This window comes from Persicirhabdus sediminis, from assembly GCF_016595495.1.
In the GTDB taxonomy this organism is placed as follows: Bacteria; Verrucomicrobiota; Verrucomicrobiia; order Verrucomicrobiales; family Akkermansiaceae; genus Persicirhabdus; species Persicirhabdus sediminis.
Genome location: NZ_JAENIM010000045.1, coordinates 53,186 through 79,560 on the forward strand (window position 1 = coordinate 53,186; position 26,375 = coordinate 79,560).

18 protein-coding genes and 1 other RNA gene are annotated in these 26,375 nt (G+C 49.6%); 7 read left to right on the plus strand and 12 right to left on the minus strand.

The genetic code is table 11. From position 1 onward, the window contains the following. Nucleotides 1-108: 108 nt before the first annotated feature. Entirely contained in the window at nt 109-855 is a 747-nt protein-coding gene (locus tag JIN82_RS14640) for a hypothetical protein (protein ID WP_200312412.1), read from the plus strand. A 900-nt stretch (nt 856-1,755) separates the two neighbouring features. Here the strand turns inward: JIN82_RS14640 and JIN82_RS14645 are convergent. Next, complete coding sequence (locus JIN82_RS14645; protein ID WP_200312413.1) at nt 1,756-2,181, minus strand: N-acetyltransferase; 426 nt, start codon at nt 2,179-2,181, stop codon at nt 1,756-1,758. 275 nt (nt 2,182-2,456) lie between these two features. Continuing rightward, a complete protein-coding gene (locus tag JIN82_RS14650) occupies nt 2,457-3,476 on the minus strand; it encodes a DUF1254 domain-containing protein (RefSeq protein WP_200312414.1) in 1,020 nt (339 codons plus the stop codon). Between the two features lie 751 nt (nt 3,477-4,227). Here JIN82_RS14650 and JIN82_RS14655 point away from each other — a divergent pair. Then, nucleotides 4,228-4,617: a hypothetical protein gene (locus tag JIN82_RS14655; protein WP_200312415.1), complete on the plus strand. Its 390-nt coding sequence runs from the start codon at nt 4,228-4,230 to the stop codon at nt 4,615-4,617. Between the two features lie 406 nt (nt 4,618-5,023). Here JIN82_RS14655 and yidC read toward each other — a convergent pair whose 3' ends face one another. Genes yidC through rpmH form a run of 4 tightly spaced genes read right to left on the minus strand, consistent with a single transcriptional unit; the run spans nt 5,024 to nt 7,828 of the window. Continuing rightward, on the minus strand, nt 5,024-6,943 hold the full coding sequence (yidC, locus tag JIN82_RS14660) for a membrane protein insertase YidC (RefSeq protein WP_200312416.1): 1,920 nt from the start codon (nt 6,941-6,943) through the stop codon (nt 5,024-5,026). 41 nt (nt 6,944-6,984) lie between these two features. After that, a complete protein-coding gene (yidD, locus tag JIN82_RS14665; RefSeq protein ID WP_200312417.1) occupies nt 6,985-7,242 on the minus strand; it encodes a membrane protein insertion efficiency factor YidD in 258 nt (85 codons plus the stop codon). Continuing rightward, the gene (gene rnpA, locus JIN82_RS14670) at nt 7,239-7,589 is read right to left on the minus strand and encodes a ribonuclease P protein component (protein WP_234042069.1); all 351 of its coding nucleotides are present in this window, start codon (nt 7,587-7,589) and stop codon (nt 7,239-7,241) included. The genes yidD and rnpA overlap by 4 nt, the downstream gene beginning before the upstream one ends. Nucleotides 7,590-7,639: 50 nt before the next feature. Next, entirely contained in the window at nt 7,640-7,828 is a 189-nt protein-coding gene (rpmH, locus tag JIN82_RS14675; RefSeq protein ID WP_200312419.1) for a 50S ribosomal protein L34, read from the minus strand. 189 nt (nt 7,829-8,017) lie between these two features. On the opposite strand from rpmH, the gene JIN82_RS14680 reads away from it, so the two are divergent. Together JIN82_RS14680 and ffs are read left to right on the plus strand one after the other, a co-directional pair. Next, entirely contained in the window at nt 8,018-8,491 is a 474-nt protein-coding gene (locus JIN82_RS14680) for a GNAT family N-acetyltransferase (RefSeq protein ID WP_200312420.1), read from the plus strand. 102 nt (nt 8,492-8,593) lie between these two features. Next, nucleotides 8,594-8,687, plus strand: an RNA gene (gene ffs / locus JIN82_RS14685) — signal recognition particle sRNA small type. A 103-nt stretch (nt 8,688-8,790) separates the two neighbouring features. On the opposite strand, the gene JIN82_RS14690 is transcribed toward ffs, so the two are convergent. Both JIN82_RS14690 and JIN82_RS14695 read right to left on the minus strand, forming a co-directional pair. After that, entirely contained in the window at nt 8,791-9,735 is a 945-nt protein-coding gene (locus JIN82_RS14690; RefSeq protein ID WP_200312421.1) for a PEP-CTERM sorting domain-containing protein, read from the minus strand. A gap of 311 nt (nt 9,736-10,046) precedes the next feature. Next, nucleotides 10,047-10,970, minus strand: a complete 924-nt coding sequence (locus JIN82_RS14695) for a PEP-CTERM sorting domain-containing protein (RefSeq protein WP_200312422.1) — start codon at nt 10,968-10,970, stop codon at nt 10,047-10,049. Between the two features lie 275 nt (nt 10,971-11,245). Here JIN82_RS14695 and pyrE point away from each other — a divergent pair, with 275 nt between their 5' ends. Then, the gene (gene pyrE, locus JIN82_RS14700) at nt 11,246-11,875 is read left to right on the plus strand and encodes an orotate phosphoribosyltransferase (protein WP_325099522.1); all 630 of its coding nucleotides are present in this window, start codon (nt 11,246-11,248) and stop codon (nt 11,873-11,875) included. Between the two features lie 135 nt (nt 11,876-12,010). Here the strand turns inward: pyrE and JIN82_RS14705 are convergent, their stop codons facing one another. Beyond that, nucleotides 12,011-14,416, minus strand: coding sequence for a glycoside hydrolase family 88 protein (locus tag JIN82_RS14705; RefSeq protein ID WP_200312423.1), 2,406 nt, complete (start codon nt 14,414-14,416; stop codon nt 12,011-12,013). A gap of 414 nt (nt 14,417-14,830) precedes the next feature. Between JIN82_RS14705 and JIN82_RS14710 the strand changes: the two genes are divergently transcribed. Then, nucleotides 14,831-18,079 (plus strand): sulfatase-like hydrolase/transferase, encoded by a 3,249-nt coding sequence (locus JIN82_RS14710; protein WP_200312424.1) that lies wholly within the window; start codon nt 14,831-14,833, stop codon nt 18,077-18,079. 244 nt (nt 18,080-18,323) lie between these two features. Then, nucleotides 18,324-19,394 carry a transposase gene (locus tag JIN82_RS14715; protein ID WP_325099524.1) on the plus strand — a complete coding sequence of 357 codons (1,071 nt, stop codon included), beginning with the start codon at nt 18,324-18,326 and terminating at the stop codon, nt 19,392-19,394. A gap of 591 nt (nt 19,395-19,985) precedes the next feature. On the opposite strand, the gene JIN82_RS14720 is transcribed toward JIN82_RS14715, so the two are convergent. The 3 genes from JIN82_RS14720 to sufD all read right to left on the minus strand — a co-directional run bounded on the left by JIN82_RS14720 (nt 19,986) and on the right by sufD (nt 26,320). Next, the gene (locus tag JIN82_RS14720; protein WP_200312426.1) at nt 19,986-23,243 is read right to left on the minus strand and encodes a glycoside hydrolase family 2 TIM barrel-domain containing protein; all 3,258 of its coding nucleotides are present in this window, start codon (nt 23,241-23,243) and stop codon (nt 19,986-19,988) included. Nucleotides 23,244-23,564: 321 nt separating this feature from the next. Next, a complete protein-coding gene (locus JIN82_RS14725; protein WP_267906552.1) occupies nt 23,565-24,938 on the minus strand; it encodes a sulfatase-like hydrolase/transferase in 1,374 nt (457 codons plus the stop codon). Between the two features lie 206 nt (nt 24,939-25,144). Continuing rightward, the gene (sufD, locus tag JIN82_RS14730) at nt 25,145-26,320 is read right to left on the minus strand and encodes a Fe-S cluster assembly protein SufD (RefSeq protein WP_200312428.1); all 1,176 of its coding nucleotides are present in this window, start codon (nt 26,318-26,320) and stop codon (nt 25,145-25,147) included. Between the last annotated feature and the right edge of the window lie 55 nt (nt 26,321-26,375).

Here is a 26,375-nt window from a genome sequence, read left to right on the forward strand (position 1 = left end):
CACTCTAGCAAAACTCCAACCGAAATCTAGCTTGCCTACGTTTGTTTACTCACGTAATCTGACGCAAAACAAACACGCCCTTCGAGCAAGGGTTCACAAAACAATAATATGAAAGCTAATCTCATCCCCCTAGCTGGCAGTCTCTTTTTCACCTTATGCCTCTCGGCATTTGCCTCAGATTCTATCCAGCTCAAAAACAAAGAAGGTAAATCCGTGCACGTCACCCTAGTCAAGCTCGAGCACGGCACCGTATATTTCAAATTCAACGGCAAAACAGGCAAATACAAACTCACCGACTTACACGAAGATAGCCAAAAAGAAGTCAAGAAATGGAAGGAAAATGGCGGCGGTGGATCCACATCTATCAGCATCACCTTTGCCTCCGGCAAAAAGAACCGTGGCGACAACCTCGGCGACTTTGACGACCGCAAATTCTACATCGCCCCCACCATCAACTACCAAAATACCGACACTCAGCTAACAACTAGCCAGCTGAAAAGCCACGTTGTCCTGCTCGGTCGCCCAGTGAATAACAAAAGCCTCTATCACGTTCTCAAAGTACAAAAAGACGAGATCAAACCCATCCAGGCGCGCAGCAACAAAGAGATCTCAGTGAAGCCAATCACCGTGCAATACGACGACCGTGGCTACGCCACCTTTGGCTCCAAATACATCGGCTACGCCATCCTGCTCACCGATAAAAATAACAACATCATCGCCAGCAAATCCGTACCATCCACACTGGCCGACAAATTTGGCCCCCTCCTCATTGATGTCAAACAAGACAAATTCTATGACAAGTACCTCGAACTCGTAGAATACAATGAACCGCGTAAGGCCATCATTCATCATTAGGGGAAAAGATAGTTTCTAGTTTCTAGTTTCTAGTTTCTAGTTTTCAGTTTTCAGTTTTCAGTTTTCAGACCTTTGCATTGAAACCTGTTTGCACTACCACGCCTAAATAGACTGTCTTATCATTACATAGAAATCCCCGCTAGCTGGCATTCACCATTCTCTCCTCACCACTCTCTATTCCAGCCCGCAGGGCTGAGGGACTTTAGCCGCGGGTCAGCGAGCCCAGCGAGCGCCACCCGTGGATAGCCAACCCCACAGAAGGATTTCCCGCAGGGAAATGGACCCACCCGCTAGCTGGAATTCACCATTCTCTCCTCACCACTCTCTATTCCAGCCCGCAGGGAAAATGGAACCACACGCTAGCTAGAACCACCTTCTAGCATCGCTCATGTATCGTAGCCACGGAGTGGCGGTCGTTCGCAGCCCTAGGCATCGCCTAGGGAATGAGATACAGAAAAAGGAAAAGCCACATCGTGGCGGCCACCCATCAACCGACAGCAAGGCTCCCAGCCAGCCCAAATTACAGCCACTCGGTTTCAATTCTTCCGACCTCCAATTGGCTGGCTAGCCCGCAGGGAAAATGGAACCACCCGCTAGCTAGAGCCACACGCTAGCTGGCATTCACCATTCTCTCCTCACCACTCTCTATTCCAGCCCGCAGGGAAAATGGAACCACCCGCTAACCGCTAGCTAGACAGAGCGGCCTATCATGAGGCCGCGCCGAAGGTGCATAAGAACAAAGCCCGGGGCTTCAGCCCCGGGTCAGCTAACCAAAACAACCGTGTCCTGAAAGGACACCAGAAGCCTCATCTACCACCAAACAGCTACGGTCCGTATCATCAGACTGATGATGATCATCGTGCACATCAATTGAGTTATGGGTCTTTTGTAAACACCGTATTACGCCTTCATACTCATCGCGTACTCAGCACAGCCTGTATGCTCACAAACGTGTTCGTTATCGACCTTAAACCCTTGCGCAAGATAGAATTTATACGTTGCCTCATTGTCTTTATAGACGTTCAAAGTTAGATCTGAGCATTGCTGCTTTGCATGGGCCATTAGCTGTTTTCCAATTCCTTTTCCTTGGCACTCTGGAGATACAAAAATTGCAGCCAGTAAGTTTTCGTTTAATGAATAAAAACCAACGACCTGAGAATCATCCTCAAATACGAAGCTTTTAGAGGCGGGTAGATAGATGTCTCGCATCGCGGATATTTGCGACTCCCAGAACTCTGGTGCAACAAAGTCATGGGCTTTGATTGAGGCGGTGAGCCAAATATCTAAAACAGCTTCGGCATCTTGCGCTGTGTATTTTCTAATCATTTTCTTATTCTACTACGTGTTGAAACTGAATCATAGAACAATGATTATAACAACTTATCGCCTGAATGGTTGAACTTTTCCAACCATTTTTACTAATTACTACTAGCTCCACAACAGTTAACCACTCAGCCACAACTGGAGGGCGAGCTTTGATTAAATTGATAGGGATTTCCAACTATCTAATGAAATAGTTAGAAAGCTAGTCACCCTCCCCTTCAGGGAAGAGTGACCGGGGTAGAGAGAAGTGTTAATTTCTAGCTAGATAACACTTGCCCCTATTTAACCAATTCGATGGTCTCCATGGGAACGATCTTCCCGTCAATCACTGCTTGCGACGGGGTATAGTGGCGCATCGCAGCGTTCCAGCTGCCAGTTTTGTTTTTGATCGGAATGTTGTTCACTTTCCCTTCACAGCCGAAATGAACGGTATAGCTTCCGTCGTCATTCTTGATGGCGGTCTCAGAGTTGATATTCGCTACATCGTCGAACATAAATCCATCTTTGTCGTAGACTGTGACGGACCAGAATCCTCCTGTGTTTTTAGGGTCTTGGAAGGTTGTTGATCGTCCCTCAAACCCTTCAAAGAACTTCGAGAATTGGTAGATATTGTCCTTCCAAGTGGCGCCCCCCCAACCAATGGCTGTGCCCATGAGGTAGCGGTCTGGATCTACATAATCCTCGGTACCGAACATTTTCTCAGTATCCAGCAATCCGGATTCGGCAAACTTCTTGAGGATGCCGTGGTGGGTCTGATCGTATGACTCCTTGTCGAAAGAAATCGGCTCGAAGGGGGTTGAACTCTTGGCTTCGAGTTTGATTTGATCCTGGATCTTGTGAATCTCAGCAAGGTCTTTTTCATCACCTGATTTGATGCCAATACGCACCAACGCATACATGTGAGGAGTATGTGCCGGAATCTCGTATTCTTTTGGCTCATAAACCATATCGTAAACTCGATGGTTCTCGTCCAGATACATCAGCGAGATATACCTCCCCCCAGTGTCAGGGAGCGTAATGGTGGCGCCCTTGGATGCATCCACAATCGCCATGGAATAAAGTGTGTCGCGGTTCATCCGAATCACGGGTTGATTGTCGGTGGGAGGCACCGCGCGCTTGTGTTCGAATTTGTTTACGCCACCGGCATTCTTTTGAGTGATGCCCATTTGCCTATGGGTTTCAATCAACGGATAATTCTTTTCATTGACGATGACTGGCTTGCTTTCGTCTGCCGCAAGTGGGATTGCCCCCAAAGCGAGGCTGGATAGGGCGGCTAAGAGTGCTCTTTGTCTTTTCATAGTTTGGGTAATTTAATAATGAACTAGATTGAAACTTAATACGTTTCTTAGGGCTATTTGGACGTGAACATTTTTTGCAGATCAGTATTAGGTCCTAATAATGGTAGAGTGATTTAACCTGCCTTTGGCGAGATTAGCCGAGGCTACTATCATGGACTTTGCTAGCCTAGCTGAAATCTAGTTTGATTATATTCCAGCCTACGGAAAGTCACTCGATAGAAGTTAATGCAAACTGACTAAGGATTGATAGAAATTTCTAATCAGTCAACAAAATAGATGATAGAGCCAGAAACCCCTGCGGGATTGAAGAGTGATGGGAGAAGGCTGAAGAGTGAGTTCCTGACTGATGAAACTTTTGTGCTGCGCGACATCTATCAGGGAACCGTGGAAAACTGAAAACTGAAAACTGAAAACTGAAAACTGAAAACTGAAAACTGAAAACTGAAAACTGAAAACTGAAAACTGAAAACTGAAAACTGAAAACTGAAAACTGAAAACTGAAAACTGAATTCTAATTTCCGAATTTTCCAGCTGAGGGCACAAAAAAGCACCTTACCGGTGATGGCGAGGTGCTTTTAGAAATTGGTTTTACTCCCAGCGGGATGGAAGTGCGAATGGTGAGGAGCGAGGTGTGAGTTCCAGCTAGATGAAATCTACCAGCTAGCTGGATTTATGGGCTTTCACTCTTCTGCTGCGCTGGGAGCTGTATCGCTCTTTCAGAGCTTTTCTTCTGGCTGGCATTTACCTTGGGTTGCGTTGCCCCTTTGGGGCTGCCTTACCCAAGGCTAGGCTATTTCACGCCTTTGGCGTTTACCGGAAAGATGGCGAACCTTCACCCAGCGCCATCTGGAGCACCTTAGGCCGCAGGCCATACCTTCAGCGCAGCGTACTCTCAGCGCAGCGAACCTTCAGCGCAGCGTACTCTCAGCGCAGCGTACCTTCAGCGCAGCGTACCTTCAGCGCAGCGTACCTTCAGCGCAGCGTACCTTCAGCGCAGCGTACCTTCAGCGCAGCGTACCTTCAGCGCAGCGTACCTTCAGCGCAGCGTACCTTCAGCGCAGCGTACCTTCAGCGCAGCGTACCTTCAGCGCAGCGTACCTTCAGCGCAGCGTACCTTCAGCGTAGCGAACCTTCAGCGTAGTGAACCTTCAGCGCAGCGTACCTTCAGCGCAGCGTACCTTCAGCGCAGCGTACCTTCAGCGTAGCGAACCTTCAGCGCAGCGTACCTTCAGCGCAGCGTACCTTCAGCGCAGCGTACCTTCAGCGCAGCGTACCTTCAGCGCAGCGTACCTTCAGCAGCAGGCCGTACTTGTCGCCGGTTCCATTTTACCTTCGGCAAATTGCTTTGGTTTGGCGAGTATCCACGGGTGCGGTCGCAAGCTCCCTTACCCGCGGCTAAATTCTGCTTAGCCCTACGGGCTACTTTCCCTTCGGGAAAGAGTGAATGGGGAGGAGAGAGGGGTGAATTTCCAGCTAGATGAAACCTACCAGCTAGCTGCATGGATGGGCTTTCACTCTTCTCTCTTTAATCTTCACTCTTCTACTGCTTAGCCGCCGGTTTTTGGTCCGCGCTTTTTCTTGCTGGCTTTGTCAGTGGAGCTGGTTTGAGTCGAGGCTTTTGACTGGGCTTTTTTCGCTTGTTCTTGGAGTTTTTGCGCTTCTTCTACTTTAGCGGCCATGCGCTCCATGAATGTTTTTTTCCCGCCAGCTTTAGCAGGTTTGGCTTTTTTGCTGAGTTCTGGTTCAGGCAGTTTGTTCATCAACCATGTTTGACCGATGGAGAAGATGTTTTGCGTCGTCCAGTAGAGTGCGAGAGCGGCAGCGAAGTTGTAACAGAAGAAGAAGAACATGAATGGCATGAACATCATCATGCGCTGTTGCATCTTGTCGCCAGTGGTAGGTGTGAGGCGCATCTGCAGCACCATAGTTACCGCCATGAGGATTGGTAGCAGGTTGAGCGGCAGGCCACCGATGAGTGGCAATGTTTCCGCGAAGCGGTAGATGGTATCTGGCTGGGAAAGGTCATCCACCCAGAGGAATGAATTGCCGCGTAGCTCGACGGCAAACTGCAGCATTTTGTAGTAACCAAAGAAGATGGGGATCTGGATGAACATTGGCAAGCAACCACCCATTGGGTTGATGTTGTACTCGCGGTACAACTTCATGGTTTCTTGGTTCAGTTTGTTTGGATTGTCTGAATACTTTTCACGAAGGTCTTTCATGATTGGCTGCAGCTTGCTCATGCGCTTCATGGTGCGCGTGGATTTGCTGTGCAGCGGCCAGATCACGGTACGAATACAAATCGTCAGGCAGATAACTGCCAGCCCCCATGACCATCCTGATCCGAGGCCGGAGAATAGGCCGTTGAGCCAGTTAAGACCATTGCTGAGGATGCGGCTGATAACACCAAACCATCCGTAGTGCATGATCTTGCTCATGTCGTTGTCCATCTGCTTGAGCACCTGGTATTCTTTAGGTCCCATGTAGACGTCGAAGGCAACTGACTGGGTCTCGCCGACGCCGATTTTGCGCTCAGGCAGGCTCATGCCAAGGCGAGCGGCTTTCTTTTCTTTCTCGCCCTCGATGAGGGTGAATGGTGATTCTTTAGCCCAGATGGTGGACTTGTAGCGCTCAGCTGGGGTGAGCACGGTGGAGAAGTACTGGTTGGTCACACCTGCGTAAACCATGGACTCGCTAGACTCTTGGATCAGCGATGTTGGTTTGGTGTAGAGGCCGCTATTAAATAGGCCACCTTTGAAGCGGTTGACGTGGGTATATTCAAAGGAATCATTACCGTTGTAGAAGAAACCAGTCTGGTTGTCCCACTCGCGCTGGTACAGGGCGCCGGCGGCTCCTGCAAATACGGAGTAGTGACCGAGGTTTACTTCTTCAGCAGTCTGGTTGGTCAGCGCGACTTCGAGGTTGAGGCGGTACGGCTGGCCCGGTTCGTCGGTCTCGTTGAGTGTCCAAGTTTTGCTGATTTCAAGTCCAGCTGCTGTTTTGGCCCTGGCGACTACTTTGTTTTCAGCTGGCTGGCTGAGTGCGTAGGTGAGGCCGAGGAAATCATCAGCTCCACGTCCAATGGCACCTACTGGGTAGGCACCAAAGCGGTTGAGAAATACGTTGCGAGTAGAGCTTTTATCGATCTCTTTTTGCAGAAGAAACTCAGCAGTCTTCACACCACCACCGCGGCTAGTGAAGGTAAATACGGTGGTCTTTTCACCGGTCTGTACATCAAGGGCAGTGAGCTCGATGATTTCTTCCTCTTCAGCTGGCTGAGGTGGTTTCACCTCTAGCTCTGCGACTTGCTCTTTTTCAGCGGCTTCGCCAGCTGGAGATTGCGGTGCTTTGTCCAGCTGCTCTTGCTGTTGCTTAGCTGCTTCCTGAGCTTTTCTAGCTTGGTCTTGGTAATTCCATACCAACAGCATTCCGCACAGCGCCAGAATAATCCATGATTTACGATCCATAATTAATTGTCTTATCTAGAGTAAAATGTGTTCGAGCCTGATTAATTAGGCTCACCTTTACGAGGTGGTACAGGGTCATTGCCACATCCGCCCCACGGATGACAGCGAAAAATCCGTTTTATCCCCAGCCAGCTGCCATAAATCGGCCCGTGAATATCAACGGCCTGGAGAAAATAGTTGGAACAAGTAGGGTGATACCGACATCCTGCATACGGGCCACCAATGAGCTTGAGGATGGGATTAAGAAACTTCTGGTAAAATCGAATACCCAGACGAATAAACTGGCTGAGAAGTTTCATGCGCCGAGCTGAAGTTTGAGTCGCCTCGCCTGCTTGAGCACATCGGCTTCCAGCTGGGCAAAGCTAGCCTCGACGGCACCCCAACGCATGACCACCACAAGATAGCGGAGGTCATCGGCGGGAAAGTGCTTGCGCACAATCGCGTGCACTCGGCGGCGCAGACGATTGCGCACCACGGCACGTTTAGCTACTTTGCGGGTAACAATGATCCCGAGCTTGAGATTCTCGAGCTCGGGATCAGATAAAGTAGCTAGCACTATGGTGCGACCAGCGCGAGACTGTCCATGCTGACGAACGCGGGAAAATTCCGCGAAGCTCGTCATGCTGTACTTTCTCGGTAGGCGCATTGGCTAAGAGGGGCACGACTAGCGTGCCTGTTTACACCAAAGCGGGCAAATTAAGCAGCAGTTGTGTGCTGTTTAATGTGACGCTTGTAGTGGATCTCAGCACCCTTAGGCAAGAGACGCTTGCGGCCTTTTTGACGACGACGACGGAGAATGTCGCGGCCAGCTTTAGTGCTCATGCGAGCGCGAAATCCGTGTTGACGCTTGCGAGTGCGCTTTGATGGTTGATAAGTTCTCTTCATGGTGAAAAATCCTTCTCGTTAAAGGTTTCGGTCTCCAGCTGGAGACGGGTTGGGCGGGCAAACTAGTGATATTTATCTACTTGTCAATGCAGCATTCGCCTAGAATTGAATTTTTTTTGAAAAAAGTTCCCCCAAGCACGAGTTTTTAAGCTATTGATGTGCCCGTCGAATAGCTCGAATCTTATATTTATGAATCAAACTGCAGAAGAAAGTATCGCTCGTATCCAGCCAGCCACTCTTGAGGACCTGCCTATGCTCACTGAGCTTACTATGGACTTATTTCACCTGCAGCACGACTTTCGCCCCGACCACGAAGCGCAAGCGCGTGGCCTACAGATGATTCTCGAGCAACCGCAACGCGGGCGTATCTTTGTGGTGCGAACAGACGATTACATCTTTGGCATGGTTAACCTTCTCTTCACCATCTCTACCGCTCTTGGTGGACCAGTGATCCTGATGGAAGATTTTATCATCCACCCAGACCACCGCGGCCAAGGATACGGCGCCAAACTCATCGACTACGTGCTCGATTACGCCAATCAAAAACAATTCAAGCGCATCACCCTGCTTACTGATAAGATGAGCGCTGATTCACAAAACTTTTTCCAAAATCAAGGATTTGAGTACTCACAACTCATCCCAATGCGTAAAATTTTAGATTAATGGCCCATCCAGCTAGCTAGCTGGACGCCTTAATGCCATCGACAATTGCATATCGCTTAAGAAAGCATTTGCATTTCTCAGAAAACCCCTTATAGAAAGCCGCGTCAGAGCTGTGGAGTTCTCGGCAAGCGAACCCCGCCAGGTCCGAAAGGAAGCAACGGTAGTTTGTCCGTGATTGCCGCAGTCTCTGGCACTTTTTTTGCCCAAATTTTTAGGGCCACAAAAAATGACCCTCCAAACTAGCTGGAAGGTCATTGGCTTAAAGTCGATTTTTCTCCGCTGAGATGATTCCCAGCTGACTAGCGGCGACGGCGAATGATAAAGCTCATCGCCCCGAGGCACAGCGCCATCACTGAGCTTGGCTCAGGAATAAAGGTGACGTCAAAGCCCATAAATTCTGATGCGGGGCCAAAGACACCGTTGTCTTCATATCTTCCCGCTGTGGCGTTATCATCCCACTCCACGGTCATGTCTGTGATTCCTGATGGCAAAGTGATGCTCCAGTCAGCCTGCGTATTATTAGCATCCCAGGCTAACCAAATCGTAGCGCCTGAACTGATGCTTTTGCCATCTGCCGACTCATAACCAGCATCCCCGAGATGTGCCCCCAGATCTCCGAAAGGCCCTGTAAAACCAGAAGGATTATATGAACCCGGGTTGGTACTATCTCCATAATAATTCTGCATTTCGCCCAAGCTCAGATTGGCATTAGAATCCATAATCATGGCTTCACCGCCCCCAGTCCACGTCAGCGTGAACTTCATTAACATCTGCTGAGCGCGGTTGCCATTATCACTCGTGGACGAATTATCGTAGGGAGTGGATTTGAAAATGATTTGATCAACCTGCGAACCCGCATCAGCTGTAGCGCTGAAGGAAACTAACAGCGGATCAAAAGTGGTATCACTATAGTCCTTAATCTCCTCGCTGTTTTTATTATAGCCATTGGAGACCACATCATTACGAAATGTCGCCGAGACACCACTCGATCCACCAACTGCAGGCTTAGATTTTTGATAATACCACTGACTACTTGCCACATTCCCCGTTGAAGAGACATCGTATTGCTCTGTAGTGATAGCCCATGTGCCCGAGCTCCCCCCCTCTGACATCGTGCCGCTGGCGTAGTCCGTACTGTATGAATTTTCAGTAACAGCAGCTGAGGTCACAGTAAATGTCGCGGCTGGCGCAACACTGGCTACCAGAGCCAGTCCTAAAGTTAGAGGTAGTATTGGGTGATTCATTTTTTGGGAAAAAAGATGGTGCTGCTTTAGTCCTGATAAAGCTAACGTTCGAAACCATCGTTAATTGTTTTAATAAATCAATTTTTTATACTGAAAACTAACTAAAGAGCCTGTCTAGTTAACACCCCACCACAAAACCCATCTAACTCTAAAATCCATACTTACAGCAATCAAACAGGTGATTCATATGAACGTGGAAAGTATGACACCCAACAGCTCAAATTGCGGGCTTATTGTAACCATTTAGCTGAAAGCTGAACTAGGCTGGCCAATTCATCACCGCCGGCAAAGCTCATCATTATGTCCGCTGGCTAGCGGCGACGGCGAAGCACAAAGCCCATCGCTCCGAGGCACAGCGCCATTGCCGAACTCGGCTCCGGCACAAAGGTGACATCAAAGCCCATAAATTCTGATGCTGGCCCAAAAATATCTTCCCCCCCATACCTTCCAGCTGCGACATTGTCGTCCCACTCCACCGTCACGTCAGTGATGCCTGATGGCAAAGTTATGCTCCAGTCGGTTTGTGAGTTGTTAGCATCCCAAGCTAACCAAATGGTGGCGCCAGAGCTGATGGTTTTCCCATCTGCCGACTCATAACCTGCATCCTCGAGATGTGCCCCCAGATCTCCGTATGGCCCAGAAAAACCCGAAAAAGTATACGACTGCGGATTGGTGCTATCGCCATAATACTCCAGTATCTCGCCGAGGCTGAGATTGGCGTTAGGATCCGAAATTGTTGCCACGTCATCGCCTGCCCACGTTATCGTAAACTTCATTAACATCTGCTGAGCGCGGTTGCCGTTATCGCGTGATGTCGAATTATCATAAGGTGTGGATTGAAAAATAATGTTATCCACTTGTGATCCTACGTCCGCTGTAGCGCTGAAAGAAATCGATAAGGGATCAAAGGTGGCATCAGTGTAGGTGGTGATCGCATTGCCCCCACTAGCATTAGTATAGCCATTTGAGCTGTCATCATTACGAAATGCCGCAGCTACCCCACTAGCTCCACCTGTGGGAACCTTATCTCCACCAGTATCATTATACCATTGAGTGCTGCCCACATTTGTAGTGATAGACCAGCTGCCAGATGATGAGCCATCGGTCATCGTGCCAGACGCGTAGTCGTTAGAATTATCGTCTGGAACGGCTGAGGTCACAGAAAATGTCGCGGCTTGGGCAACGCTAGCCACTAAGGCCAGCCCTAAGGTGAGAGGAAGGATTGGGTGATTCATGCTTTATGGGATGGATAGGATTGTTTGTATCAAAATGTGGCAAAGCCAATAATTAACATGGCAATTAATCGTTTTAATAAATCAATTTATTACACAGGAAACTAACTAAACCACTTCCCGTAAGACACCTTCATTCCGTATCCACCAACATCAAAATCAACTATTTATGAAAACAAAACGGTTGATCTATTAGAATTTAACAATAATGACTTCAAAAGCTATGCCCAACAGGGCCAACTGATAGCATTTATCGCGCCAGCAATAATTTTGTCACCGTGATCACTTTATCTCGGTCAGCATTTGACATTTCTCCCGCCGCTCATGACTATGCGCGCATGTCCAACGAAGCTACCCGCCAACAACTTAAGGCCATGCTACTGGAGAAATCCGTACGCACCGGTGAATTCACACTCGCCTCAGGCAAAACCTCAGACCTCTACATCGACTGCCGCATCACTGCGCTCGATCCAGTAGGTGCCAATCTCATCGGCCAGCTCGGCTGGGATACGGTGAAAGAAAAAGTAGCTGAGCTCGGCATCGACGCCATTGGCGGCATGACTATGGGCGCAGACCCAATTTCACTAGCTGTAGGCATGACCTCAGCCGTACAAAACCCAGAAGCGCCTATCCAAGTCTTCACCGTACGCAAAGAGCCTAAAGGTCACGGGCGCGGCAAACAAATCGAAGGAAACTTCAAAGAAGGTGATACCATCATCGTTGTCGACGACGTCATCACTACTGGCGGATCCACGCTGAAGGCTGTCGATGCCATCGAAGCAGCTGGCGGCAAAGTCGCCTTCGCTCTGATTCTGGTAGACCGCGAAGAAGGTGGCCGCGAAGCCATCGAAGCACGCGACATCCCAGTGGTTTCACTATTCTCTCGCAGCACATTGCTCGACGAATAATCTAGCTGAATGCTCGCGGGCTCAGCCAGCCACGCTAAATTTAAGATTACAAAAAAAACTCTCCGATGCTCAGCACCGGAGAGTTTTTTTAGCTCAAGAGATCAAACCATCACGGCTTGTCCCAGCCAACTGGAGTTATTTTCCAGCTGGAATAAACATGCCTACCTGATCAACCTCATAGTCTCTGTAGGTGCGGTAATGTCCGCGGAAATAGACCAATGTCTGGAAGTCAGATTCACCACGGCGGCGTGGCATCACTGGGCGCAAATTGTCCACCTGTGTATCAAAGGTGAGCTGCTTCCAGGTCCACTTCTCTCCACTGCGTGTCCCTTCAAAAAGCTGGTAGCGGCCAGCAGCTAAGGCTTTGCCTGTTACAGGATCCACATCAGCTGAAATGTACACTTTATTGCCATCTTCCGGATTCACCGTGATGCCACCAGCGTAGTGGTTTTCACCACGGTACAGACGAGTACCAGCAAAGCCGATCTCACGGCATGTCCACTGCTTCGTCTTAGGATCAAAGTCAGAATACATATAGCGCAGGTCTAAGCCCTCAGCATGATCGTTAGAACGAATGCTAGCTGCGTGAATCGCACCATCTTTACCGTATTCCAGATCCCAAACCCAGCCGCGACCACCTTCTGCGCCGTCGTAGATTTTAGTCCCCTGCTGTGGCACCATAGGTTTGCCAGCTAGCACGTCTTCCATAGTGCCAATCACAGTTCCGTCGCTCTTGTGGAATTTGCCACCTTTGTAGTAGATGTGGTAGACGCTGTTAGTCTTCTCGCCACGCGGGTGGCCATCTGTGTAGAGCAGGTCAATACGGTCTTTGCCGTTGTTGCTGTATTTCACGTATGGGCGCACTCTAGCATCACCTGAGCGCAGCACTTCATGGGCCTCGGACCAAGTTTCTCCTCCATCGTCACTCCAGCTAACCGTTGGATTCCAGCCGATGCAGCGGTAGAAGTTATAAACGCGATTATTCTCATCACTCAGCTGAGATAGGTTGATATAAGTCGTATTGCGTGGTGTTTTGTACACCTTTTCCTCGCCGAGACGAACATCCATGTGGCGTTTATCTTGGTGAACTTTAGCACGGCGATATTCCCACTTTGCCGCTGAGTTGTGACGCGCGTAGGCAATCAACAAATCTTCGTCGTTCAAAAACAAAAATGATGGGTTATTGTGGTCATCTTTCTCAGTCCATGAGCTGAGCTCATACTCGTGCAGCTTGAAGGCTGCTAGAGCTGCGTTTTTGTTATAAATATTCAGCTTAGCTTTGCCCGCGCGGGTCATGCCACCAAGTAACAAATTCTGGCCATTCTGCACGGCACGCTCATCATTGAACCATGTCCAAACTGAGTCTTTTGCTAACAAGTGAGGTTCGTACTTAGGCTGCACTTTTTTGAAATCTTCACTAGTCAGATTCATGTTGTAGAGCTCAGCTGCAGCTAACAGGAAAATCCCCTGAGCGTAATCGACCTGATCTTGGGCGATCAACTTTGTTGGGCGCTCACCCACAATCTGGGCATAGCCGAGACGACCGTCAGTATTCATGCAGCCTAGCAGGCCATCCCACGCAGCCAGCGCAGGAGCGAGAAATGTTTCACGGTCCAGCCAGCCACGGTTAATTCCAGCTAGTAATCCATAACAGTAAAAGCTGCTGCCTGTAGATTCTTTGCTAGGAAACCAATCTGGATCGTTCACAGAAGCACGCCACAGTCCATCTTCCTGCTGGTACTTGATCAGCGACTTTGTTAGCTCAAGGTAGAGGTCGATGTACTTCTGACGCATCGGATCATCTTTATCTAGCTGGTCAACGATACGCACGATGCCACCGTAGACCCAGCCATTGCCGCGAGCCCAAAAAACTGGCTTTCCACTGCCTGTCTTTTTATTGAAATACTTGCGATCACGCATGAATAACCCTTCCTCAGGTCTGTAGAGGAAATCTACCGTGTCCCAGTAAAGCTCGTGCATCAGCTCAGTATACTTAGGATCACCAGTCACTTGGCTCATTCGTGCCATTACTGGTGGAGCCATGTACAAAGCGTCACACCACCACCACAAATTGCGCCCGTTAAACTCACCATCACCCAGCTCACCAGACTCGTGCTTTTCTAACTTATCCTTACCAAAGTACTGGTCCAAGCGTGACTGGATATCAGCAATCATCTTCGGCTCAGGGGTATCCTGATAGATGTCTAGATAGGTCTGAGCGATACAAATATGGTCAGCGTGAAAGGTCTTGCGCTGAGCTTTCCAGCCAGCTTTTTCACACCAATCATATGCCTGCTGGCGGTAGCTCTCATTGCCAGTCGCCTTATACGCCGCATAGAGACCTGTAAAAAATGTCCCCGCCTTCCAGTCGGTATTCAATCGATCGCCGTACTCAGCCATCTGATAGTTCACCGCTTTGTCGATCACCTTCTCGACGTTAGATTGCTCTGCCAAAATAAGCTGCCGCTCATCTAGCTGGAACTGCGCCGATAGGCTAGCAGGAACCGCTAGGGCTAATAGTAATAGTTTTTTCAACATCATCTCTGATTTCGTATTTGTGCTCCCCACTCAACCCACGCAAATGCGCTGCTTGGGTTGTTAAGTTATCATTCAAATTCCTATACTAAGATCATTTCGGGTTTTCTTACAACGATTTTGCTAACTTTCGTCCCCTGTTTCTAAAATGAAACTAACGTGGTAATTTCTTCGCTATTCTCGAAATGATTGTTTCTTATGGGAAATCAATGGTTTCAAATAGGAAATCCAAGACGGTGATTTTAGCCGGTCAATAGAGGCCCATCACGATTTCATAATTGACGAAACCCCTTCAATGTGATTTGTATGATGAATGCGTTTGTTTACTCTCAAAATCTATTCACTACGTGAGACATAGGCATAGCAAAGAACCATTCATGAGGACTGCACACCCTCGGTTCACCCAAACCAATACCAATAATGAAAATACATACAAGCACACCAAAGTGCGTTGTAGGCTTCTCGGCGTCCCGCCTCATTGCTCCAGCAATGATGCTGCTCGCGTTGCCTGCCCACGCCCAGCAAACTCTGTTCAACGATAGTTTTGAAACTGGAGATTTTTCCGCCACCGACGTCACCGGCGGCACATGGAATATTATAGACAATACCTGTCAGACAGCAGCCGCAGCAGCCAACGACGGCATGCTCGGCGCCAGAATCAAAAAAGGTGGCACGCTGGAAAAAAATATCTCCACCGTAGGATATACCAACATCCAAATCAGCTACATGCGCGCATCTGAAAACCTCAGCGCCGCAGAGCCCTGCATCGTTCAGTGGTCGGTGGATGGCACTAACTGGACAACGCTAGAAACAATCACGGACGCCTCACCCAGCTGGCTGCCATTTCAGCAAATTCTACCAGCCGCCGCCGAAGGTCAGCCAAACTTGCGCATTCGCTTTGATGTACAATCTAGCGCGCACAGCGAAAAACTACACCTCGACCAAGTGGTCATCACCGCCACCAGCGCAGCTAACATAGCGCCTAGCGCAGTCGCTGATAGTTATTCCACCAGCCAAAACCAAACTCTGGAAATAGACGCCGCAGCGGGACTGCTAGCCAACGACAGTGACAGCAACGGCGACACCCTGACGGCGGTCATCACCCAAAATGCTAACGCTGGCCAGCTAGTAGCCAACAGCGACGGCAGCTTCAGCTACACACCACAGCCAAACTTCGCCGGCAATGTTAGTTTCAGCTACATGGCTAATGACGGTGCTGAAAATAGCCTGCCAGTTGATGTAGTCATCTCTGTAGTGCCCGTTGGCGCCCCTAGCACATTGCCTAATGTTGTATTCCTAACTTGTGATGATCTCAGCTTACAAGACGTCAATGTGTACGGCCGAGCATTGATGCCAGACCTCACTCCTAACATGGATAGTTTTGCCGCGCAGGGGATACGTTTCAACTACGCACACACTCAGGCATCTAACTGCACACCATCACGCAATGTGATAGCCACTGGCCGCTTCCAACACAATAGCGGGATTTACGGATTTGGTGGCGTGAATAACAAGTTTCCAGCCATTGTTGACCTATTTCACCAAGCTGGCTACCTCACCGCTATCCGCGGCAAAGTCCACCATTCATCACCGCACAGCCCATACGCCGGCTGGGATTACGATCTAGCCGCTGAGCTCGGCCACGCGTCTGACGATCGCACCCAGGTGACCTTCTATGATGCCGCAGTAAAAGGTATCCAGCTAGCCCAACAGGAAGGCAAACCATTCTTCATGCAGATCAATATTAAAGATCCGCACACCGGCTTCTACGGTTACAAACATAAAACCGATACCTTCTTCAACGACCCCGACGTTCCCAGCCGTGTTTACACCGCCGCGGAAACGGTGATTCCAGGCTACATTCCAGCCATCGACCCAGCCTATCAGGATAACTTGTTTGAAGAATGGGCCGCGTATTACAGCAACGTTAGACGTGCTGATGATTCATTTGGTTATGTCATGCAAGCTCTCGACGACATGGGAGTGGCTGACGATACCTTAGTTGTCTTCCTATCAGATCACGGCAATCCATTCATGTTTGTCAAAACTCAAGTCTATCACCACAGCACCCACACGCCATTAATGGCTAGATGGCCAAATGTCATTTCAGCTAACAGCGTGGACGACCAACACGTTGTGCAAGCAGTAGACGTGCTTCCAACCTTCTGCGATATCATTGGCCTGCCCTATCCTGCTGGCATTGATGGCCGCTCGTTCGAGCCATTGCTAAAGGGTGGGACACAAACTGACCGCGACTATGCTTATAAGGTTTTCTACGAAGACGTAGCTGGCAACAGCCGCCCGATGCGTGCGGTTGAATCAAAGAACTTCACCTACATTTTCAACCCGTGGTCAGACGGCGTCACCAAGACTGTGGGCGTTTCTAAAAACATGGAAACCTACAGACAGCTAGCTGTAGCGGCCCCTCACCAACCAGAGGTGCAAGCTCGTCTTGATATGTACACCTACCGCGTGCGTGAGGAATTCTACGATGTAGCTAACGATCCAGACTGCCTCAACAACCTCATCGAGGACCCAGCCTACGCCACTGAGCTAGCTGACCACCGCGCCGCCATGGAAGCCATGATGGTGAAAACTCACGATGATGATATCCTCGTAGCTTTTCAAAATCGTAGCGATGAACAGGCCGTGCAAGATTACATCGCCCTCGCCCAAAGTCAGGCCGATGCCCGTAATAACGATCCATTCTACGCCCGCGACTACAACTACGCGGTGCGCGACGGCTGGCTAACCCTATCAGACGATGGCTTTGAAAATGGATTTTCCAGCTGGACTACTGATACACCTAACGCCACCACCATCCAGAATGATGCTAACTACATCCACACTGGTAGCCAGTCAGCGCAGCTAGATGATAGCGAGCCAGCTAGCTTATTCATGGCTAACGGCATCGACGCAAGTCCCTACACCGGCATCAAGTTAGACTTTGGCTACGTCTCCGTGGATCTAGAAAATGCCGACTCCTTCGACATTGCCTACGCTGACGGTGGAGCTAGCTGGAATGTGCTCGATTCATTTTTCAAAGGTACTGAGATATCTGGCACTCAATACGAATTTGCCTCGATAGAAGTCGCCCCATCTGGCACTAACTTACTATCTAGCAACTTTCAATTTGGCTTCTTCACCAATTTCTCAGCTGATGCTGATGCCGACAAAATCTACTTCGACGACATCCGCGTGGCTGGCTGGAAAAATTGGTCGGCAGTGAGCTATGATGATTTTGAAATCGACCTCGGCAGCTGGAGCGACAATGGCAGTGCCGTGGTGCTAGATACTTCCACACCAGCCTATCAAGGGAATGCGTCGGTGAAGTTAGAAGGCGGCAACCAAGCTGCTGTCGAGCTGAGCCAAACTATCGATGCCAGCCAGCTAGATGAAGTTCTCATTACCGTGCACTTCACTAGCAATGGCATGGATGATGACAGCGACGGATTTGAGCTACAATATTCTGACGGCAGCCAATGGCACACACTCGAAAGCTACGCGTACCAACACGCCTTCCACAATGGCGAATTTTACAGCGACAGTGTGGTGATCAACAAAAACGATCACAGCTTCTCCAGCCAGCTGAACCTGCGCATAGTGAACCACTCAGACCAAAGCGACGACGCCATCTGGCTCGACCTCATCTCCGTGTTCACTCGCTAAACCAACACAGCTTCGCCAAATAGCTAGCAGGTCCCCGGCTCACGCCGCGGACCTTTTTTTTGCGTCCGATTAGTGAGACACAACATTAGTCAGACAGGTAATTTTACTAGGCGCGCTACTAGCTCACACAGTAAGACAGGCAATTTTATGTCATCATCATTTGCAATCTACGCAACTTGATTTACCTGTGTAGATTATGGCTACAGCTCGCTATCTTTCCCCATACCGAAAATATCGCTCTGCAGTGTACCACTGCATCTCGCGTGTGGTGGATAAGAATTTCATTATGGGCGACGCAGAGTGCCTCCATTTTGTCTCGTTGATGAGAAAGTGTGAGACCTTCTATGGCATCAAAATCCTGAGCTACTGCGTGATGTCGAACCATTTCCACCTCTTATTAGAAGTCCCAAAAGAGCAAGAGGTGCAAATCAGTGATGATGAATTTTTACGCCGAGTGAAGGCTCTTTACTCAGCCAACTACTACGCTGAGGTTGAGCAGATATTTTACAATCTGCTAGCTAGCCAAGCCGATGACAATTCGCGGGTGGCTGCTGATAATTTTAAGCGGCAATTCACTAGCCGCATGAACAACTTGGGCAACTTCATGAAGAGCCTCAAACAACGCTTCAGCTCATGGTATAATCGTAAAAATGAACGCGAAGGATATCTGTGGAGCGCTCGCTATATCAGCGTACTCGTACAAGCTGGCTACATTGCGAGAATCATGTCGACCTACATTGACCTCAACCCTGTGAGGGCCGGTATTGCAGAGAAACCAGAAGACTATCGCTGGTGTAGCTACAGCGCCGCATTAGCCGGAGACAAACGAGCTCAAAGAGGGCTGAGCCGTGTACTTTGGCTCAAAGATGAAATGCCCAACTCGGCAGCTGAGAACTCACCCTGGCTGGAAGAAGAATCCCGCCATTACTGGACCCAAGGAAGTGCCGATCGCTATCGAGTTTTACTTTATGCCGATGCAGAAGAAACATTTAAAGAAATCCTTAACCGCGATGGAAAATGGGTGAAATCTCAAGTGAGAAAAGGCATCAGCAGAGAAGAGATTGAAAAAGTAGCCGCCAGTAATGGTCAACTAAGCATGGCCTCTATGCTACGCCATAAAGTCAGCCACTTTAGCCGAGGCCTAGTCATTGGCAGTCAATTGTTTCTCGATGATGTATTCCTTCAGACCAAAGAATACTTTGGAGAAAAGCGCACATCAGGGGCTCGGAAATTGCGGTCAAAGCAATGGTCTAAGTCACCAAAAACGATCCATGCCATGCGTGACATTCAAGTAGAGCCGCCGCCACCGAGCTAGCAGGAGTGATGCTTCTTCAAACGGATTTGACAAATCCGACTGGCCAAACAAAATTTAGTCACGAATTGCAGCCCTATCAGCCTGTCGCTGAGAACCTGTGTTTTTTGTAAATGGAAATATGGCAAGAACTAGCAAACTCTATCAATCGCTAGCTAAAGCTGGGCAAAAAAAGCTGACCTCAAGAGGTTAAATCCAGCTGTGTAGCAACTCCACCCCCTTTTTCCCAGCTCACCTCACCCCAGCGCACTGAAAATGACTGTCTAATTAAAAATTTGATCACGAGTAGATAGTAATATAGCGATCATGCTTAATCATGCTTAGTAAGACAGGCAATTTTAGTTGATAGCCTGTCTAGGATCTCCATGTCTGAGCCCTTCAGCTAGCTTGTCGTGTACTAAAGCAAAAATGCCCTAGCTGCTGGGCAGCTAGGGCACGGTGAAATTCACTCTTTGGCTTAGCGCGTTTTGCGCGCGTTTTTGGATGAACTTGCTGGCGGTTATTTACTGTCAGCTAGATTTGCTCATTTGTAGCCTTCGAGAAGTGATTTGAATGCGCCCGTCGGATAAAGTTCCGGCGGGCACATTGGTTGAACTATTTTGCTGGCTGCGGGCTAACCAACAGGCGCTGCTCGTATTTCTTACCAATAGCAATGCGGAAGTCGGTCGTGCCGCTCCACTTGTTACCAACACCGGCTACAGCTACGTCCAGACATAGAGTCGTTGGACCGTTCTGCGGAAGCAGTGCGTTGTGGTTGGTGTTGACGAGGTCAGCAATTTTGTACGGCCATGCTGCAATGTTGAATGGCTCTTGGCTGGTAATCTGCAGTCCTTGACCTTTGTCATTTTGCAGAGAAACCCAGCGTACTCCGGTGCGGTTACCATTGTCCTGAGGAACAACATATGGGAAATGGAAATCCGCTACTTTGCTTGAGTGACGAGACAGTAGGCCGCCGTCTTTACGGTCGCCGTATGTTTCGTGTGGGCCTCTACCGTACCATTCCAACTGGTCGTAGCTCTTGTTAAGTTCAAGTGTCAGACCGAGTCTTGGAAGTGGACCAAAGCCGTTGCTAGGCAATTTCTCTGGCAGGTCGATCTGGTGATCGATGAGCAGTTCGCCGCTGGCGAATAGCTGATACTCGAGCTGACCAGTGATGTTTGATGCGGCTGGCGCAGCAGCATCTTTCTTACCCTTACCTTTGCCGCTGGATTTCGTTGGCATTGGAATGGTGTAGCTAGCGCGGATCACACAGCTCTGGTCGTCTTGCTTAACTACAGCGAGATCGTTGAGCTTGAGGTTAGCGAGTGCTTCAGCATAGATGAGGTACTGCTTCACCTGACCACTACGGCCATTCACCATTGGTCCACGAACGATGTTTGGAGCAAGTGGTGACTCGAGCAGTTCTTTGCCACTGAGCTGGTAGCTGGTGAGTAGTCCGCTAGCGCGATCTACCTGCAGGCTTACAGTACCGGCGCTCAGTTTGAGTGCGTCGGTAGCTTCAGTGAGTACTACTTTACCTTTTCCAGCGTCAGCTTTGAGTTCATTGCTGCCTTCCTGGATGATGAACTGGTCCCAAGCAATACGGTATCCAGCTGGTGCCCAAAGTTCGTCTTGGCGAATTTTGTAGCTTACAGTGAGAACGTATTCCTGACCTGGGTTGAGTTTGATCTGGTCGAGGTCTAGGCTGAAGTTGCCTGTTTCGCCTGGAGCGGCTGCGAGGTCGGTGATGGCACCTTGTTTAACCACTTTGCCTTCACACTCGAGCTGCCAGTTGGTGTCGAACTCGTTCAGGTTGAGGTTGCTGAATTCGTTGATTACAGAGAAACTTCCGTCATCAAGTCGGCTGGTGAGGATGTTTTGCTGAAGTTTTTGCGCTTCATATAGAGCTGGTTTTGGAACGCGGTCAGGGCGAATCAAACCGTTAAGGCAGAATGCTCCGTCGTTAGGCATATCATTGTAATCACCACCGTAGGCGAGGATACGTTTGCCTGTAGCTTCATCAGTTTTGTAAAGCCCTTGGTCAACCCAGTCCCAGATAAAGCCACCTTGAGCGCGCTTGTACTGGCGGAAGACACGGTAGTAGTGGTGCAGACCACCAACACTGTTACCCATTGAGTGGGAGTATTCGCAGAGGATAGCTGGGCGAACCAGTTCTGGATCCATTGGTTTGCTGACAAACTCATCACCGTATTTGCTACCTTTGCTGACAACTTTGCCGTTGCAGTAGTCTTCGATCTGAGAGTAGCTCGGGTACATTGGTGTCCACATGTCAACGTAGTCGTCGAAGCCGGCACGCTCGTAACAAATAGCGCGACCAGAGCGGTCGATGCCGCGGAGCCATTCAGCAGCAGCACGCATGTTGTCGCCGTTGCCGCACTCGTTACCGAGTGACCATGAGATCACAGATGCGTGGTTGCGATCGCGGTAGTACATGCTCTGCACGCGGTCGAGAATCGCCTTTTTCCACTCAGGCTGCTTTGGCAGGGCGTCCTTTTTGTAGCCCATGCCGTGGCTTTCGTTGTTTGCCTCGTCGTTGAGGTAGATGCCGTAAACGTCACAGAGCTGGTACCAGCGTGGATCGTTCGGGTAATGCGCAGTACGCACCGCATTGAAGTTGTGTTGTTTGAGCAGTTCGAGATCTTTACGCATCATTTCCATAGTGACCACGTGGCCAAGCGCAGGATCGTGCTCGTGGCGGTTAACGCCTTTGATAAAGAGTGGTTCACCGTTGATGCGAGCCATGCCGTCTTCAGTGATCTGGCACTCACGCACACCAATGCGGTATGGTACGGCTTCAATCACCTTATCTTTAGCGTCGAGCTGCTCGATAAGAAGTGTGTAAAGGTTTGGAGTTTCCGCAAACCATAGCTTTGGCTTGCTGAGCTCTTGTACCCAGTTGAATGTCTGGCTAGCACCGGCGGCCACTGACTGAGCTGGCGATGTGTACTGGTGCAGGCGCTTGTCACCGTCGAAGAGGCTGAGACGCACTTTGCGGTCAACAGCAGTTTCGCCACGGTTTTGCAATTCTGTGATGACGTCGAGAGTGGCGTCGGTGTAGTCATTTTTCAGCGCGGTAAGCACGTCGAAATCACGCAGGCTACACTTTGGTTTGGCGTGCAGCTCGACATCGCGGAAAATACCGCTGAGGCGCCAGAAATCCTGACACTCGAGGTAGGAGCCATCGCTGTAGCGGTAGACTTCTACGGCAATCATATTTTCACCCGGCTTCAGATAGCTGCTGAGGTTAAACTCGGCGGTGGTGCGGCTGCCTTGGCTGTAGCCAACTTTCTCGCCATTTACCCAGAGGTAGAAGGCTGAGGCCACGCCATAGAAGTGGACAAAACAGTCCTTGTCCTGCCAATCAGCTGGCAGAGTGAAAGTGCGGCGGTATGAACTTACCGGGTTGATTTCCTTACTAACGGTGAAGTTTTCAGGAGGTGTTTTAGTCACCAGCGGCCATGCTTTAGCAAAAGGATATGGGTGGTTACAATAGATTGGAGTACCGTATCCCTCAATCTCAACGTTGCTAGGTACAGTGATCTTTTTCCAGCCAGAGACATCAAAAGAAGTTTTATAAAAATCTACTGGGCGGTCATCTGGGTTAGATACCCAATTAAATGACCAGCTACCACTCAGGCTCTGTGTCCATGACCCTGCGATATCGCCGATTTCGCGAGGTTTCATCGCCTCTTCGCTGCTTGGGTAAGCAAGGAAGTGCGCGTGCGCAGCTTCCTTATTGCGCCCGATCATCTGTTCATTCTCCCAGTCGTTCTGCTGCTCAGCTGCCCCTAGATGGGAGGAGCTTAGCGCCAATACACTGAGGAATGCTGTTTTTGCATGTTTACGTTTCATACTGATTCTCTCGTTGTTTAATAAAGTTTGTAGTGGATGAGCCCTGTGGCATGGCCAGCTTGCTGTTCGCGCCCTAGCTGGTCACATCCATTTGATTCATCCCATTGTTGCCTTTTATGGCCTACACCAGCATTGGCTGGAATGCTGGGTAGTTAAATTTTCTCGAATAACTCCCTGCGGAACTATTCCCCCCTCCGTGTCTGGGCTTCCCGCATCCGTCAGCAAAAGATAGCGGCGGAAAGGTCCAGCTGATGGTGCCAAAGGCCAGCCATGGCACCAACTTGAGGGATCTCTCAATGCATGAGATTTTATGACTAGAAGTTATGGAAGTGAACGCTCAGCATCGCGACCGATCACATCCATGTTATGCTTGGCTCGTTGGTTATTTTCCCATTTTTTGCCTTCGCCCCACTTGCGCTCAATCATTAGGCTTTCCCAATTCGCTAGCTGTTTCTGCAGGGCAGCGCAACGCTCTGGGTATTTGGCGGCAAGGTCCTTGGTTTCACTTGGGTCTTCTTTAAGGTCAAAAAGCAAATATCTATAGCTTTCGTCGAGTTCAGTGACACGAATCAATTTCCATGATCCATGACGAACAGCCGCAGCAGCGCCACGGCGCCATGCCAGATCGCGGTTAAAGGCAGTGCCTTCAGCTAGCGTTTTGGTCAGGTCGCTACCGTCGAGCTCTAGCTCGCTGGCATCCAGCCCAGCAGCAGCCATTGCAGTGGCATAGATATCTAATGACAATGCAGGGCTATCACACAGTTGGCCACCCTTCATGCCTCCTTGTGGCCAGCGGCATAACAATGGCACACGGTGCCCGCCTTCCCACTTACTACCTTTGATGCCACGCCATTGGCCGTTATCCGAGCTATTATTATAAGCTCCACCATTGTCGCTAAGGTAAAAAATCATGGTATTGTCCATCTCGCCGCGCTCTTCGATAAGCTTGAGCACACGACCGACGTTATCATCCATGCGAGTCATCATCGCCGCGTAGGTGCGTCTCTTTTCATCGGCAATCTGTGTGTGCTTGGCGAGGTCTTCATCGAGCGCTTCCATCGGTGTGTGTGGCGCGTTATAAGAAAGGAACATAAAGTACGGGTTGCCACCGCGGTCTTCATTGATCAGCCTGATGGCTTCGTCAGTGAGCCAGTCAGTCAAATATGTCACCTCAGACTCATCCACCTTCACGCCATCGCGCGTCAGGTTCTTTGTGCCAGAATCTTTACTGTATGGGAAATAGCTGCGTGATCCTTTGAGGAATCCGCTGAAATGTTTAAAGCCCTGTGCAATTGGCTGTTTGTCTTCGGTGTAACCAAGGTGCCATTTGCCAATCACACTAGAAACGTAGCCAGCTGGTTGAAGCGCTTCGGCGATGGTGACCACCTCAGTTGGCAATCCTTGTTTGCCGCCTGGTCCGTTACACTCAAAACCGACACGTTGCTGGTAACGCCCAGAAACAAAACCAGCGCGCGATGGTGCACAAACACCTGCAGTCACGTGAGCGTCAGTGAAAAAGACACCTTCGCTACCAATGCGATCAATGTTTGGCGTGGAGAAATCCTTACAACCAGTAAGGGAAAGGTCCGCATATCCCATATCGTCGGCCATGATGACCAATATATTTGGCGGTGACGCTGCAAAAGCAGACGCTGTGATGATAGTTGAAACCGTAGTTAAAAGGCGCTTTAGCATAATCTCTAGATCAGTGGTGATTAATAGATCTATATCTACCACGCTAGCAAACGTCTTCTTACACTGGCTACCCCGCTTGGTTGCACCATGCCCGCCATATTTGTAAAATCTGAGCACTATTTAACATAACAACAAAAAAAACGCCTGCTACACACATGGCAGCAGACGCTTTTTTGTATTATGAAAGTAGCTAAAATCTACATCAGCTAGACGATTCTGGCAAATTTCGCCTCGATCGCATCGTGAACGATGTCGATGAGTTCTGCGTCTTTCAGGCGCTCGTAGGCTTCAGCTGAGAATCCTTTAGCGATCAGACGACGAGCATCACGTGGGCGAATACCACGAGCTAGCAGGTAGCTGATTTCGTCATCGTTGATTGGAGATGCGGTGCTACCGTGTGAGCACTTTACTTGGTCGGCATTAATTTCCAGCCCAGGCATGCTGTTGGCCTCAGTGGTATCTTCCATCATGAGGTTGCGGCATGTCTGATAAGCATCGGTGTAATGCGCGCCAGCGTCTACCAAAATCAAGCCAGAGAATACAGACTTGGAATTTGCGTAGAGGGTATTTTTGTAAAGCAGATCACTGTAGGTGTGCGGCACAGCGTGGTGCTGGTAGGTGCGCTGGTCATACTGCTGAGTACCGTAAGGAATACCTACGGAAAGCATGTCTGAATGCGCGCCTTCACCAATCATGCGGCTGTAGGCTTCGTTACGAGCCCAAGCAGCGCCGATATTCAGCGTGAATGCTTTGGCACGAGCGTCGCGGCTCACTGTTGTATCATTGATCTGGATCATACGGCTCTGCTCGTTGAGATCCTGGATGGCAACGTAGTTGAGCTCAGAGTTATCACCAGCAATGAGATCGTTTACCGCGATACAAATACCAGCTTCTTCATCTGCGCTTACAAACTTATCTACCACGCTCACTTTGGCACCAGTCTCGGTGACAATCAATGTGTGTGGGCAGATCGCTGTGTTTTTTCCAGCTACAGTGTGAGTCACCTTGATTGGCTTCTCCACTTGCACGTTAGCAGGCACGTAGACAAACAGACCGTTAGTGAGCTTAGCGCGGTGCAGCGCTGCGTACTTGGCTGAGCCGAGCTCCGCTGCATTCTGCATGAAGTATTTTTCTACCAGATCGCTGTGCTTTTCAAGAGCCTCAAGCAATGGCAGGCAAATCACGCCAGCTGGAAGGTCTGCAGGCACCTCGAGGTCGAGCTTTTCTGTGGCGGCAAATTGGATGCCGTCGAAGTCAAGCTGCTTGAGGTTTGAGAATCTCCAAGTTTCGTGTTTACGGTTAGGTGTAGGCAGTGATTGGTAAGTTTCCCAGGCTTCTTGTTGAGCTGCGGCAAACCACTGCGGAAGTGTCGATGTAGTCATTTCGGACAATTAAAATTTGAATCAATATGATGATGCCTTCGCCAGCTAGCTGGCG

Bases quoted from the DNA above. Each gene is read 5' to 3' on its own strand.
- JIN82_RS14640 (WP_200312412.1), top strand. From the start codon at position 109: ATGAAAGCTAATCTCATCCCCCTAGCTGGCAGTCTCTTTTTCACCTTA.
- JIN82_RS14645 (WP_200312413.1), bottom strand. From the start codon at position 2,181: ATGATTAGAAAATACACAGCGCAAGATGCCGAAGCTGTTTTAGATATT.
- JIN82_RS14650 (WP_200312414.1), bottom strand. From the start codon at position 3,476: ATGAAAAGACAAAGAGCACTCTTAGCCGCCCTATCCAGCCTCGCTTTG.
- yidC (WP_200312416.1), bottom strand. From the start codon at position 6,943: ATGGATCGTAAATCATGGATTATTCTGGCGCTGTGCGGAATGCTGTTG.
- yidD (WP_200312417.1), bottom strand. From the start codon at position 7,242: ATGAAACTTCTCAGCCAGTTTATTCGTCTGGGTATTCGATTTTACCAG.
- rnpA (WP_234042069.1), bottom strand. From the start codon at position 7,589: ATGCGCCTACCGAGAAAGTACAGCATGACGAGCTTCGCGGAATTTTCC.
- rpmH (WP_200312419.1), bottom strand. From the start codon at position 7,828: ATGAAGAGAACTTATCAACCATCAAAGCGCACTCGCAAGCGTCAACAC.
- JIN82_RS14680 (WP_200312420.1), top strand. From the start codon at position 8,018: ATGAATCAAACTGCAGAAGAAAGTATCGCTCGTATCCAGCCAGCCACT.
- JIN82_RS14690 (WP_200312421.1), bottom strand. From the start codon at position 9,735: ATGAATCACCCAATACTACCTCTAACTTTAGGACTGGCTCTGGTAGCC.
- JIN82_RS14695 (WP_200312422.1), bottom strand. From the start codon at position 10,970: ATGAATCACCCAATCCTTCCTCTCACCTTAGGGCTGGCCTTAGTGGCT.
- JIN82_RS14705 (WP_200312423.1), bottom strand. From the start codon at position 14,416: ATGATGTTGAAAAAACTATTACTATTAGCCCTAGCGGTTCCTGCTAGC.
- JIN82_RS14710 (WP_200312424.1), top strand. From the start codon at position 14,831: ATGAAAATACATACAAGCACACCAAAGTGCGTTGTAGGCTTCTCGGCG.
- JIN82_RS14720 (WP_200312426.1), bottom strand. From the start codon at position 23,243: ATGAAACGTAAACATGCAAAAACAGCATTCCTCAGTGTATTGGCGCTA.
- JIN82_RS14725 (WP_267906552.1), bottom strand. From the start codon at position 24,938: ATGCTAAAGCGCCTTTTAACTACGGTTTCAACTATCATCACAGCGTCT.
- sufD (WP_200312428.1), bottom strand. From the start codon at position 26,320: ATGACTACATCGACACTTCCGCAGTGGTTTGCCGCAGCTCAACAAGAA.